The organism is Zymomonas mobilis (genome assembly GCF_006715975.1).
In the GTDB taxonomy this organism is placed as follows: Bacteria; Pseudomonadota; Alphaproteobacteria; order Sphingomonadales; family Sphingomonadaceae; genus Zymomonas; species Zymomonas mobilis_B.
The window spans coordinates 1,464,661-1,478,962 of the sequence record NZ_VFOF01000001.1 but is presented as its reverse complement, the minus strand read 5'-3'; the positions used below and the strand labels follow the sequence as shown (position 1 = coordinate 1,478,962).

Genomic DNA, 14,302 nt, shown 5'->3' with positions numbered 1-14,302 from the left:
AGCCTGCTCTGTTAGTTGCCGGTTTTTCGTCAAAAAAGCATTACGCCATATTGTGAATATAGCGGCTTGTTTCCGCATTTTTCATCAAAAGATTGTATATCCATGGCGAGCCATCTTCACTGTCATGAGTATCCGCCAAATGGTGAAAGGCCATAAAGGTCATTGCCGGATTTAATCGGCGTGGTTCCCAAGCCATAAAGTCACTGATCTGCGAAGGATCTGTCGGGAAATTTTCCTCATTGATCATAGCTTTCGCCAAGGTCAATGCATCATCGGCGGGATTCCACGACATCCAGAAACTGTCAAAAACGGCATAAAGCTTGGCATGAGGGGCTATCGAATGGGTGTCGCCTTGGAATAACACCATTTCCGAACCCAGATCATCAATGCCTTTTTTGACATCATCCTTTGATAATCCCGTTCGTTTAATTAATCCGTCCATGGAAATGGGCTGATCAAATTCACCGCCATGATAGCTGGTTTGGACAAAAACCTTGGCGACAGCCTTACAATTGGCCGAATAGGCTGATGCTTCAGGGGTCTGGTTAACCATAATCCTGATCCTTCCATTGATAGACAATGATGAAAATGGTTATTTTATTTTAAAATACTCAGATAACTTCAAATGCAGAATTTCTTAATACAGACATGAAATTATCTTTTTAAAAAGACCAAACCATCTCAACATCTACTATTCAGCTAAACGCATCACATAGAATTTAGATCATTTTTTATTGTCAAATATCTATTTTTTAACACGCTTTGGCGACATAAATAATTTTATTATTTAAAGATAAATACGTGAAATTTTCTACCGATTCCATTTTTATCGGATACCCAAATACGAACCACCTTCGCTTTATCTATTTTTTCTATCCGCGCTTATTTTTATCGAAAATGGATTTACTTTTATGACCATGCCTCTTTGTGGCTGGGCTCAAAACGACCTTTTTCGTGTTCTTATAAAGTAAACGAAGGACATGATAATTATGGGTCATATTCTGATCACGGGTGCCGGTAGCGGCTTTGGGCGAGAAATCGCCTTACGTTTAGCGGAACAGGGGCATCCCGTCATTGCCGCGGTAGAAATACAGCCTCAGATATTTGCTTTACAGCAAGCTGCAAAAAAACGCGGCGTCCAATTATCCATTGAAAAGCTTGATATTACAGATGAAGGCGATCGTGCAAAAGCATGGCAATGGGATGTCGATATTCTTCTAAATAACGCCGGTATTTCAGAAGGTGGCTCTGTCGTTGATATTCCGGCTGAAAATTTGCGAAAACAATTCGAAGTCAATGTGATGGGAACCATCCTGCTGACGCAGGGCTTTGCTAAAAAAATGGTAAAAAGCAAAAAAGGCCGGATTGTTTTTATGTCTTCTGTCGCTGGTTTAACCGTTGATCCTTTTACAGGCGCATATTCAGCTTCAAAACACGCGATAGAGGCCTTTGCCGCTGCTTTGGATAAAGAACTCAAATCTTTTGGTATCCAAATCGCTACCGTTAACCCGGGGCCTTTTTTAACGGGCTTTAATGATCGGATGTTTGAAACATGGCAATCTTGGCTGGATGATCCCAGTACAAGGGTCTTCGATTATAAAAAGCTTGCCTTTCCGCATGAGCAATTTGATCCGGAAGAGGTGATTACGACCTCAATCACGGTGCTTACCGGAAAAACCAACCGTTATCGCAATCTGGTGCCCGCAAAAATGCAAAAGGACACTGAAAAACAGATCAATGATATTTGGGGTAAAACGCAAAATAATCCGAAGGGTGGCGAAGAAGATAGCCTTGTGAAAAAAGCTTATCACATCAAACCAGGGACAGCCGCTTAAGATGGAATCGTTTAAAATAATATATTATTGCAATAGAAATATAATATAAAGCACTATGGATATAGTTCTATTTTACAAAATTTGATGCTTTTTGTAATCTGAACTTACAAAAGACAATCCCCCTTTTGTAAGCAGATAGTTGTAGCTTTCTCAATTCTCTTAATAGGCCCTGCTCTTGCAGGGTCTTTTTTTTATACCTTAGACACAGCGCAAAAAAAACGACCTGATTGTAAAAATCAGGAAGCCAAAAACCGATAAATTTTTATGGAAAAAAGCAGGACTGGTGGGCGATGACAGGCTCGAACTGCCGACATCCTCCGTGTAAAGGAGGCGCTCTACCAACTGAGCTAATCGCCCTACCGTTTTGCCAGACCCCGATGCCAGACTATTCTGGTTGGCGCAAGAGAAATTATTCAAAATTATGACATTAGAGCCAAAATTTATCTCTAACGAGGGGCTCCGAAGGGGATGAAAGACTTTTCTTGTTATTTTTTAATAAAGCTATCCATTTCAAAAGCCTAACGGCTTTTCCCTCCATAAAATAAAAGGTGGCAAACCTGCGTTCTTCAAAACAGGCCTGCTGCCACCTTATCTCGTATCACGATAGAAAAAGGGTGTTTCTTGAAATCTATTTGTCTTCGCTAATCCGTTGATAGAGATCAGGCCGCCGATCACGGAAAAAGCCAAAAGCCGCACGATGCTTCCGAATTTGTTCTATATCGAAACGGGAAACCAAAACACCGCTTTCCGTTTTGCCAAAGGCTTGAACCAAGTCACCCCGCTGATCGGTAATAAAGCTATGCCCATAAAAACATAAATCGCCTTCCGCACCAATCCGGTTAGACGCGATGACAGGCACGACATTGGAAACCGCATGTCCAATCATCGCCCGCCGCCATAACCGACTTGTATCTAAATCGGGATCATGGGGCTCATTGCCGATGGCGGTCGGGAAAAATAACAATTCCGCCCCCATCAACATCATGGCGCGCGCAGTTTCAGGATACCATTGATCCCAACAGATCCCGACACCAATCTTGATGCCGTAACAATCCCAGACTTTGAATCCGGTATTACCGGGACGGAAATAGAATTTTTCCTCATATCCAGGGCCATCAGGAATATGACTTTTCCGATAAACGCCCATAATCTCACCATCTGGATTGATGGTCGCAAGACTATTGTAATAATGGGGGCCATCTTTTTCAAAAAAGCTGGTCGGAATGGTCACTTTCAAACGCTTGGCCAGCTTTTGCATCGCCAATATGGCGGGATGCTCTGCGGTTGGCTTAGCGCGTGCAAAACAGCCCTCATCTTCCGTTGCACAGAAATAATGGCCTTCAAATAATTCAGGCGGCAAAATTATCTGGGCACCTTGGGATGCGGCATCTTCAACCAAAGCGGAAACGTGGTCAATATTGGTCTGGATATCGTCCGTCAAAGCCAATTGGAGCGCGGCTACGGTAATTTCTGTCATGGGATTGCCGTCCTCTTCCTTTTTATCAAGCAGGCCATTGCTGCGAAATGCAGTGAAAGCTACCACCGCCGGTCAAAATATGTCCTGCTGGCAAGGCCACAACTTTCCGATCCGGGAATAAAGGCTGTATGGCCTCGATAATCGCGTCATCATTTTTTGCGCCGTAAACGGGCACAACGACAACCTTATTACCGATATAAAAATTCATATAGGACGCTGGAACGACCTCATCATCAATCATAATCCGCCCAGTAGAGGGGAGGCGGGTGACCTTCACTCCAAAATCTTCCGCGATCTGCGCTGCCTGATCATAGACTTCCCGATTGGGGTCATCTTGTTCGGTGGCAATGGGTAAAACCAAATGATTTTCGCCAACGAAACGGGCAAGGTTGTCAACATGACCATCGGTATGATCATTATGCAGCCCTTTTTTAAGCCACAAAATACGATCATAACCCAAATCATTATTTAAACGGTAGGCAATATCCTCACGCGACAAATCAGGATTTCGGTTAGGATTTAACAGACATTCTTCCGTCGTGACGACCAATCCGTGACCGTCTCCGTCAATAGAACCGCCTTCCAACACCCAATCTTTTTCTAAAACAGGTAATCTAGCCTCTTTTGCTAGATCGCGACCAATCGTTTGATCGCCTTCAAGATTATATTTCCCGCCCCAGCCGTTAAAATGGAACAATGCCAGCGCTTTCTTATCATCCTCTTTCACAAAAAGTGGGGCGTTATCGCGCAACCAGATATCGCCAAAAGGATGGCAGATAACTTCAATTTCCGGATCAACCATCTTTTTAGCGGTTTCCACCGCCTCTTGATGGGCTGCGACTAAATAGACTTTTTCTCCCGCGCCCTTTGCCGAAACAGCCTTGGCAAAAGCAACAACTTCGGCCTGCGCTGGTTCCAAATCTTCCAGCCAGAGAGACTCATCACTGGGGAAACCAATCCACACCGCATCATGCGGCATCCATTCGGCAGGCTGACGGTAAGACATAAAGGGATTCTTTCTCGATAAAATCCAAAGGAAATAGATTTAAAATAACGGAAGAAATAAAAAACAGGAAAAATAAAATCTATCGATTTTCCACGCGATCCATTGATTTTTGGGATAGCAGCCGATTTTAAATCAGTCAGGCGAGAATACCGCTTATCAAATGATATACAAAAATAATCTGAATAAAAAATGACACTGCAATTTTAATATGAAGGCCATCTCTTATCGAACATTTAAGATAAACTCTCGTTAGAGATTACCAAAACAAGCTGGGGTATAATCTTGTCGATCGGTTGTAGCGCTCTGTTTCTATCCAAGCATTGTTTATGGCAGATAACATACCCATGACTAAGGCCAAAAAGCCGATATTTTTCGCGCTTTTTCCTATTTTTCGCAAAAAAAGGCCGACAGAGTTGTCTCTGCCGACCTTCTTGTTTGAGAAACTGAAAATTAACGTGAATAGAATTCGACGACCAGATTCGGTTCCATTTTGACCGGATAAGGTACTTCGTCCAGCGTCGGGACGCGAACGAAAGAAACTTTGGTGTTACCATCAGGCAAGACGTAGTCAGGAATGTCACGTTCTGCGAGGCTCTGAGCTTCCATAACCAATGCCATTTCCTGAGCTTTGCTGCCCAAAGAAATTTCATCGCCAGCATCAACGCGACGGGAAGCGATGTTGCACTTCACACCATTGACGCGGATGTGACCATGGCTGACCAACTGGCGAGCAGCAAAGATCGTCGGAGCGAATTTGGCACGGTATACAACCATATCCAAACGACGTTCCAGAATACCGATCAGATTCTGTGACGTATCGCCTTTCATCTTAGAAGCATCATCGTAAGAACGACGGAACTGCTTTTCGGTCACATCACCATAGTAACCTTTAAGCTTCTGCTTGGCTTTCAACTGAAGACCATAGTCAGAAATCTTGGAACGGCGACGCTGACCATGCTGACCTGGGCCATATTCGCGACGATTTACTGGGGATTTAGGACGGCCCCAGATATTTTCGCCCATACGGCGGTCAATTTTGTACTTTGCACTATGACGTTTCGACATAGATATAACCTTCAATTGCGTTGTTATAAAATTCGGCAAAACCGAAAACGATATTCCGGAACCGCGCTGCCAAGTAAATTACTTAGGCGGGCAGGGCCACCGCTTCACCGGAGTGCGGAGCCAATTGCGGGATGCGTTATGCCGTCCGAAAGCTTACCCGTCAAGATAACGGGCAAGAAAATTTATGATTATCCCAACAATCTTATCATAAATAATCCAATAGGCCGCCACCAGATCATAAAAGACTTAAGCATCCTTATTTCGAAAACAGGCATCAGCCTAAGGCCTTAGGATTCAACTCTATTCCGGCCATTATTCTTTGCCCAGTAAAGCAGATTATCGGCCTTATCGAGCGCAGCCGAAACGGCATCTTCGGTCGTCATTTCAAAAAGACCGATACTGACCGTAATTTTTAATTCGGTATCACCATTCTTGACGACCATTCTCGTAAATTCCTGCCGGATACGTTCGGCAATATTGCGCGATATCTCAAGCGGGGCAGAAATAGCGATAATGAATTCATCACCACCATAACGGCCGGCGAAATCATCCTGACGAATGTTATTGCGGATAATAAAGGCTGCATTCCGCATCACTTCATCACCGACTAGGTGGCCATAGCGGTCATTGATCTTTTTAAAATGGTCAACATCCAGCATCGCAATCGAGATTGTTTTCTCGTTCAAAGGCGCTGTCTGGCGTAATTCGCTCAATTTGGCCATCAAGGCCCGTCGATTTAACAAGCCTGTTAAAACATCCGTATTCGCCAGCTCGCTTAACTGCTGGTTAGCTTGCTGCAACTCAAAGGTTCGATCATTCACCAGATTTTGCAGCCGCTTGGTCTGCCTTTTCAGCAAGAAAGTTCTGAACAAGACAATGAGATACAAACCCAACAAGATTAAAAGGGCAATTCCAACCCCGATTTCCCAATGTTCGTACCAACGCGGTGCGACATTAAACAGAAAACGCACTTCCCTCTGATAAGAATGCAGCCCCAGGACTTCGGCTCGCATCCGAAGGGTATAATGTCCGCTCGGTAAATTAGTATAAATCGCAACAGGGGGGGTGTTGTCCGGTATCATGATCCATTCGGAATCAATACCTTCCAGTTTGTAGCTATAAACAATGTCATTCGGCGCACTATAATCGGACAATATAAAGCCCACCCGAAGAGATCTGGTGCCGGGCGGAATATCAAATTTCTGATCAGGATGCGGCAACTGCCCGAAGGGCATCATCTTTTCGTTCAGATCAACCGTCGTTATCTGAATTTTCCCAGCCGCATTACTGCCGTCTCTAAGTTGAGCAGGAGAAAACAGAATTTGTTCCGGCGCAATGACGGTCAATCCGTTGGTGCCCCCAAACAGAATAGACCCATCTTCCGTCAGGACAGCCGCCCGCTGGCTGAAATGGCCACTGGAAACATGGTCACGTTGCCCTAAAAAACGGCTTTGACGGTTAACGGAATCAAAAACAGAAATGCCGTCCGGACTGGATGCCCAAATATGGCCGAATTTATCAACAATCAGACGGTTTATCTCATCAGATGTCGGGCGATCTTTGTGATAAAGATTGGTGAAGTTATAGCTTTTATCTGTCGGGTAAAGGCGACTGATGCCATTGAAGCTTCCGACCAACATGCTGTTGTCATCACCCGTGGCAAGGGATGTCACAAAGCTATGGGAAAAAAGCAGTCGCTTATCCGGCTTTCCTAATAGGTTATTGAACCCTGCTCGACGGGTATTATGAATACTTATCCCATCGGTCGTTGAAATCCAGACTTCTTCATCGGAATGTACCGCAATATCTTTAATATGATCGCCAATCAGGCTGTTTTTGTCTTCGAGACTGTGGGTGAAATAGGTTACTTTTTCGGTGCTTCTGTCTTTGACATAAAGACCGCTATTCGTTCCAATAAACAGATTATATTTCGTTTCGGCCAAGGCGGTAATCGTCTCCTTGCCCAAAATATCATCCATAATTGTCGTTGTGCTAAAATTCTCGGGATCAATACGCGCAAGCCCCAGTGATCCTGCAAGAATAGCGCCATCTTTAGCCTGCAAAAACGCTCTAACAGGCTGCGCCATCTGCAAGCCTTTCAGGCTTATTTTGATGATCTTGCTTCTCTGCTGGTCGATCATATTGATCATGCCATTTTGCAGACCAACCCATATTCGGCCTTTTTCATCAGCCAACAGCGCTTCAATGGAATCGCTAATCATCCCATTTTTATCGACCAGAATATCAGGCAGATTAAACGCTATCGACGGATGAGGGTTCCATCTGGAAACACCTCGATCGGTTGCAATCCAGATACCGCCATCCCGATCCGCCATAAGGGATAAGATGTTGTTACCGCTCACCGAATGGTCATTTAACGGATTATGCGTCCATGTCCTGACATAGCCTGTATATTCTTCTCCGGGCGGTGCGCATAATTTCCCTTTGGTTCCTGCTGTCCAGAAAGCATAGTCAATGATGCCGCCGCCCATGGTTGCAATCCAAATATGATTGTCAGGCAATTCGGCAAAACCGTGAATACTTCGATAATGCAAATAGGGGGATGACGCTTTTAAGGGCTTTGGCTGATAGAAACGGTTATCCGCCGTCATATAAAGGCCGCCATGAAAGGCCGAACCTACCCATAACCGATCGTCACGATCTTGATAAAGCGCCGTGATTTCACTTGTCAGCAGCGTATCAATTTCTTTTTCGGAGGAATGGAGCGCGGTAAAGGCTTCATTCGCTTTCCGACGGAAAAAGAGACCATCACTGCTAGCAATCCATAACCGGTTATCTTTCGTGACCAAAAGATCCGTGATGTGGCGGATAATGTTTTGATCAGAAGAGGGTGGGTTTTTCTCATAATGTATGACGTTCTTATCGGCTTCTAAATGCCCTATGCCGGCATCCGAAATAATCCAAAAACCATTGTGATTATCGGAGGCAATAACCTGAATTGATAATCCTCGTCCGGCGGGGGCATCAGACGGGATAGGGTCAAAATAATTGGTCTGTGGGTCAAAACGAATAATACCCGCAGTCGCCGTTCCCAAAAGAAAGCCGCCACCATTCTGGGGGCGCATCGTCCGGATAATGCTATCCGGCAAACTATGAGGAATATTGGCTTGCGGCCTAAAAAGCTGGGTATGCAAACCATCGAAACGGAATAAACCATTGGCAATATTGATCCACATCAAGCCTGTGGAATCCTGCATAATCGCATTAACTGTGGCTTGAGGCAGATTCGGTATCGCGCCCATATCGGTAAAAAAGGCTGACTGGAAATTTTGCCAGCCATGCATAGAGTCAATAACACCGGGCAAATGAAAAGTTTTTTCAGCGCGGCATTTTATTTCATCATTCGCCGGATGCGAAGATATACCTTCCCAATGAGATAATAGCGGACGGGCGTTCGCAAGCATTGCCTGAACCGGCATTACAGAAAAAAGCCACAATAAAAATGCCGGCAGTGAAAACCGATAGGGTTTTGGCATTTTTAATTTGCCCGATATTCTCATGTTAAACATTGTCATGTAATAATTACAAATTTCAAAGTAATATTCTATATAGTAAAATTTATTTTAAGTGTCTTAAAAAATAATTTTCAAAACAAAAGATAGTTAAAGGGCGATTGGTTTATTTGATAGTTTTACAGCCTATTTTCCTAAAAATGAAAATAAAATTTGTCAAAATTATTCGGTGCATATGATTTATAGATTTTTTCTATTTTGTTAAATTTTGTAATTTTTGTTAGGTTTTAAATCGCTCGACTAAATCCCTGTTTTTTCTGTCGCCGATAAATATCGAATATAGCCGCAACGATACGGACGAAAGGCCGTCCGGCCTCGGTCATCTCTATGTAGTTATGATAAAAGCTAATCAGCCCTTCTTTTTCCAAATTATCCAGCTCGGCTTTTTCCGCTTCAAAAGACAGGTCTTTTTCATAAGGCGTTAAATCGATACAGAAATGGCACATAAGGGCGCTGATAATCTCTCCCCGCAACCGATCTTCTGCAGTCACTTCAATCCCTCGAAAAGAAGCCAAGCCTTGTTCTTCAATCGCGTGGCTGTAACTTTTGATATCGGCGATATTTTGGATATAGGCATCTGAAAAAGTCGATATCGCTGATGCGCCCAGCCCAATTAAGACGGGCTCATTATCGGTTGTGTAGCCTTGGAAATTGCGGCGCAGTCGTTTTTCGCGGGCAGCAATCGCTAATTGGTCATCAGCTTTTGCAAAATGGTCAATACCGATCGCCTGATATCCCTGCTGCTGCAATATTTCAGATATGAAGGCCGCTTGCTCAAAACGTTCCTGCGTTTGAGGTAAGGCCTTTTCATCGATCAGTTTTTGATTGGCTTTTCGTTCCGGCAAATGGGCATAACCAAAACAGGCAATCCGATCAGGCGACAAACGCAGCGTTTCTTCGCAATTAAAGGCTATTTCTTTTAAACCCTGATAGGGAAGTCCGTAGAGCAGATCGAAATTGACCTGTTCAATACCCGCCGCGCGCAAATCTGCGATTGCCTTTTGTACCTGTTCAACCGGCTGAATGCGACCGATCGCTTTTTGGATATGTGGATTGAAATCTTGAACCCCAAGGCTGGTGCGGTTTACACCTATATCAAATAGATCACGACAAAATGCGGCATCCAACAGGCGGGGATCAAGCTCCATTGCATGCACCATATCATCGGCGGCATGAAAATAACGCTGCAAAGCTTCCATTACCCGACGAATGCCTGCGGCTCCGATAATAGAAGGGGTTCCGCCACCCCATGACAAATGTCCGATTTCCAAGTCACTCGGAACTAACTCTCCGATAGTCTCGATCTCTTTGACGAGACTTCCGACATAACCGTCAATGACCTCCTGACGACGGACTACCTTTGTATGACAACCGCAGTAATGGCAAAGCTGCTGACAGAAAGGCACATGGAGATAAATCGATATCCGGCTTTTCGGTGCAATATTTTTGAGTCGGAGACGATGATCTTCCGAAGTCAGGTTATTATGAAAATCAGCCGCCGTCGGATAAGACGTATAGCGAGGCACATTCCGCCCAGCATAACGGTCAATAAAATTTTGTTTTAAAATAGACGGCGACTGGATTGTCATAAAGTCACACGGTTCCTTTTTTCTTTTCTATCCAAACTCTCTGCAACATTATGTAACACGATATCGGATGTTGATATATTTTGGGTCGCGAAAAAATATTAACTTTAATCGAAAAAAATTGAGTCAGCTTTTAATCGGGGCAGGGGGCTCAATTTTCCTCGAAAAACCATCCCTTTAATCTTCTTTCCCAAAAGAAAAATAAATACTGAAAACAACGGTTTTGACCTAGACTTCTCTGTCTTTATAAACGCTTTGAATACAATATTTTATCCGATTTTCGATCTCCTTTGACGGATAAAACCCGCTTAACAAATTTTGTTTATGCACAACTTTGGGTTGACTTGGCGACAATAAAATATCACGAGAGTGCAGACCGGTTACGGAAACGTTTCCGCTTTGATGGCTCAGACGGAGGGAAAGGCTTTGTCAGTGTTGCGGTATAATATCTGTAACAGCTCATTGATAAAGCCGGTCGCTCGGGTCGGGCAGCTTTGGAGTTATCCTGCCCTGTCTTGCTTAGAATTAATTAGGCAGTTTATTATGGCAGCCACAAAAATTTTAAAAAAGACGTCTTTGGCTGCTTTAGGTCTCGGCTACGTTTCCACATCTGGTTTTGATCCCCGGTTAACCTTTAAATTAAAGGTGTCCCGTTCCCCCTTGCCATTCTTGGAGGTTGGTTATGCACTATAATCACTTAATCCAGAAATCGGCGTTTAGCTTTTCCTGCTATAGTCTTTCATGGCGCATTCGCAGGTTTTGTTCTGATCTTTTTTCTCTGAAAATTGTAAAAACTCTTTGCGCTTTTGCGCAAGAGGTTCATCATGAACAAAATTTGGGCATTTTTAAAAATGCCTATAGCTAAATCCGGAACGACACTTTAGAGGTTTCTGGGTCATCCTGATTCAGACATAGTGTTTTGAATATATGGAGTAAGCAATGAGTTATACTGTCGGTACCTATTTAGCGGAGCGGCTTGTCCAGATTGGTCTCAAGCATCACTTCGCAGTCGCGGGCGACTACAACCTCGTCCTTCTTGACAACCTGCTTTTGAACAAAAACATGGAGCAGGTTTATTGCTGTAACGAACTGAACTGCGGTTTCAGTGCAGAAGGTTATGCTCGCGCTAAAGGCGCAGCTGCTGCTATCGTTACCTACAGCGTTGGTGCACTTTCTGCATTTGATGCTATCGGTGGCGCCTATGCTGAAAACCTTCCGGTCATCCTGATTTCAGGTGCCCCGAACAGCAACGATCATGCTGCTGGCCACGTGCTGCATCATGCTCTTGGTAAAACCGACTATCACTATCAGTTGGAAATGGCCAAGAACATCACGGCCGCAGCTGAAGCGATTTACACCCCGGAAGAAGCTCCGGCTAAAATCGATCACGTGATCAAAACTGCTCTTCGTGAGAAGAAGCCGGTTTACCTCGAAATCGCTTGCAACATTGCTTCCATGCCCTGCGCCGCTCCTGGACCGGCAAGTGCATTGTTCAATGACGAAGCCAGCGACGAAGCTTCTTTGAATGCAGCGGTTGACGAAACCCTGAAATTCATCGCTAGCCGTGACAAAGTAGCCGTTCTCGTCGGCAGCAAGCTGCGTGCTGCTGGTGCCGAAGAAGCTGCTGTTAAGTTCACCGACGCTTTGGGCGGTGCAGTTGCTACTATGGCTGCTGCTAAAGGTTTCTTCCCAGAAGAAAATGCCAATTACATTGGTACCTCATGGGGTGAAGTCAGCTATCCGGGTGTTGAAAAGACGATGAAAGAAGCCGATGCGGTTATCGCTCTGGCTCCTATCTTCAACGACTATTCAACCACTGGTTGGACTGACCTTCCTGATCAGGCGAAACTGGTTCTCGCCGAACCACGTTCAGTTGTCGTCAATGGTACGCGCTTCCCGAGCGTTCACCTGAAAGACTACCTGACCCGTCTGGCTCAGAAAGTTTCCAAGAAAACCGCTTCTTTGGACTTCTTCAAATCCCTCAATGCAGGTGCACTGAAGAAAGCCGCTCCGGCTGATCCGAAGGCTCCGTTGGTCAACGCAGAAATCGCCCGTCAGGTCGAAGCTCTTCTGACCCCGAACACGACGGTTATCGCCGAAACCGGTGACTCCTGGTTCAATGCTCAGCGCATGAAGCTCCCGAACGGTGCTCGCGTTGAATATGAAATGCAGTGGGGTCACATTGGTTGGTCCGTTCCTGCCGCCTTCGGTTATGCCGTTGGTGCTCCGGAACGTCGCAACATCCTCATGGTTGGTGATGGTTCCTTCCAGCTGACGGCTCAGGAAGTCGCTCAGATGGTTCGCCTGAAACTGCCGGTTATCATCTTCTTGATCAATAACTATGGTTACACCATTGAAGTTATGATCCATGATGGTCCGTACAACAACGTCAAGAACTGGGATTATGCCGGTCTGATGGAAGTGTTCAACGGTAACGGTGGTTATGACAGCGGTGCTGGTAAAGGCCTGAAAGCCAAAACCGGTGGTGAACTTGCTGAAGCCATTAAGGTTGCTCTGGCAAACACCGATGGCCCAACCCTGATCGAATGCTTCATCGGTCGTGAAGACTGCACTGAAGAATTGGTTAAATGGGGTAAGCGCGTCGCTACTGCCAACAGCCGCAAGCCTGTTAGCAAGCGCTAAGTTTTAACAAACTTAGAGTTTGAGGCAAAAAGCCCGTCCGGTTTTACCGGGCGGGCTTTTTCTATGTATTTGATCCCAAAACAGCCGACTCATTTTTATGTTGTCGTTTGATAATCTTCTTTCTTGCTGTCTGATTTTCCTTATTTTGCCAATCAACTGAAACATAAATACCAGAGGTTCTATTTTCTTTACTTCGAAAATACTTTTTAAATTTTTTGAAATAATTTTAAATAATAAAAAATATTGATAATTTTTAAAAATATAAAAATAAATAATAATATAAAAATATCTTATTATTTATAGGTGTATTTTGTGTTTCTCTTAAAAAATGTATGATTTTTCTATTGGTTATTGTTATTTTTTCAGAACATCTAAATGATTTCTTTGAAAATCGCATCATTCACTAGTTTAAATTTTATCCCAAAACTCTACAGCTTTCCCCCTTCGTATGGGCTGGCTCTTGACCGATAAAAAGAAAAGCCATAAAGACTTTTTCTTCGTAAGGACTGAATTATTGAAGTCAGTGCCTTTACTATTTCTTTTCTGATTACATCGAGGACAAGCATGGCGAATACGCCGCAGGCAAAAAAGCGCATCCGTCGTAACGACCGTCGCGCTGAAATTAACGGCAACCGCATCAACCGCATTCGTACTTTCATCAAAAAAGTCGAATCTGCTATTGCTGCTGGTGACAAAACCGAAGCCGAAACCGCTTTAGCAAGCGCACAGCCGGAATTATTCCGTGGCGTTTCTAAGGGTGTTTTGCATAAAAACACTGCTTCGCGGAAATTCTCTCGTTTGGCAAAAAGCGTTTCTGCGCTCGCCTAAACGCCAGGGAAAGGGATGCCATCGCTCTGTTGATCTTTTCATTTAGAAAGATGGCATATTCCCTTCAATTCCGTTTCTGCTCATTTTAGCCCTGCTTGATTTGCCTTAATCAAGTAAAGAATATGTCTGTTTGTCCTAAACAGATATTTTTCTGTGTCCGCTTTATTGATATATTTCGGCCGATCATTTTGGCGAAGATAGCGATGACCAGAAATAAATTTTCTTGAAAGCGCAAATTGCCCCAATTTGGAACCGTCGCTTGATGCAATGGCCTTGGTCGTTTTCTCTGGCCTATGCACCACAGCTATAATACAGGATGCCCTACGGAA

Annotated in this window: 9 protein-coding genes and 1 tRNA gene; 3 read left to right on the top strand and 7 right to left on the bottom strand. The window is 44.3% G+C overall.

Annotation, left to right across the window (positions count from 1 at the left end; all coding sequences use genetic code 11):
* Window positions 1–40: 40 nt before the first annotated feature.
* Window positions 41–553: a molecular chaperone Tir gene (locus FBY58_RS06485; protein WP_141920044.1), complete on the bottom strand. Its 513-nt coding sequence runs from the start codon at window positions 551–553 to the stop codon at window positions 41–43.
* 436 nt (window positions 554–989) lie between these two features.
* Here FBY58_RS06485 and FBY58_RS06480 point away from each other — a divergent pair, with 436 nt between their 5' ends.
* Window positions 990–1,835 carry an SDR family oxidoreductase gene (locus FBY58_RS06480; RefSeq protein WP_141920042.1) on the top strand — a complete coding sequence of 282 codons (846 nt, stop codon included), beginning with the start codon at window positions 990–992 and terminating at the stop codon, window positions 1,833–1,835.
* A gap of 281 nt (window positions 1,836–2,116) precedes the next feature.
* Here the strand turns inward: FBY58_RS06480 and FBY58_RS06475 are convergent.
* The 6 genes from FBY58_RS06475 to hemN all read right to left on the bottom strand — a co-directional run bounded on the left by FBY58_RS06475 (window position 2,117) and on the right by hemN (window position 10,505).
* Window positions 2,117–2,192 (bottom strand) — tRNA-Val (locus tag FBY58_RS06475).
* Window positions 2,193–2,463: 271 nt separating this feature from the next.
* Window positions 2,464–3,312 carry an N-carbamoylputrescine amidase gene (gene aguB / locus FBY58_RS06470; RefSeq protein ID WP_141920040.1) on the bottom strand — a complete coding sequence of 283 codons (849 nt, stop codon included), beginning with the start codon at window positions 3,310–3,312 and terminating at the stop codon, window positions 2,464–2,466.
* Between the two features lie 25 nt (window positions 3,313–3,337).
* The gene (locus FBY58_RS06465; protein ID WP_141920039.1) at window positions 3,338–4,318 is read right to left on the bottom strand and encodes an agmatine deiminase family protein; all 981 of its coding nucleotides are present in this window, start codon (window positions 4,316–4,318) and stop codon (window positions 3,338–3,340) included.
* A 450-nt stretch (window positions 4,319–4,768) separates the two neighbouring features.
* Window positions 4,769–5,383, bottom strand: a complete 615-nt coding sequence (gene rpsD, locus FBY58_RS06460) for a 30S ribosomal protein S4 (RefSeq protein WP_141920037.1) — start codon at window positions 5,381–5,383, stop codon at window positions 4,769–4,771.
* A gap of 287 nt (window positions 5,384–5,670) precedes the next feature.
* Window positions 5,671–8,841, bottom strand: a complete 3,171-nt coding sequence (locus FBY58_RS06455) for a diguanylate cyclase (protein ID WP_260432129.1) — start codon at window positions 8,839–8,841, stop codon at window positions 5,671–5,673.
* Between the two features lie 302 nt (window positions 8,842–9,143).
* Window positions 9,144–10,505, bottom strand: coding sequence for an oxygen-independent coproporphyrinogen III oxidase (gene hemN / locus FBY58_RS06450; protein ID WP_141920035.1), 1,362 nt, complete (start codon window positions 10,503–10,505; stop codon window positions 9,144–9,146).
* A 936-nt stretch (window positions 10,506–11,441) separates the two neighbouring features.
* Between hemN and FBY58_RS06430 the strand changes: the two genes are divergently transcribed.
* Both FBY58_RS06430 and rpsT read left to right on the top strand, forming a co-directional pair.
* Window positions 11,442–13,145: an alpha-keto acid decarboxylase family protein gene (locus FBY58_RS06430; protein WP_141920030.1), complete on the top strand. Its 1,704-nt coding sequence runs from the start codon at window positions 11,442–11,444 to the stop codon at window positions 13,143–13,145.
* A 564-nt stretch (window positions 13,146–13,709) separates the two neighbouring features.
* On the top strand, window positions 13,710–13,973 hold the full coding sequence (gene rpsT, locus FBY58_RS06425) for a 30S ribosomal protein S20 (protein ID WP_141920028.1): 264 nt from the start codon (window positions 13,710–13,712) through the stop codon (window positions 13,971–13,973).
* Window positions 13,974–14,302: the final 329 nt, after the last annotated feature.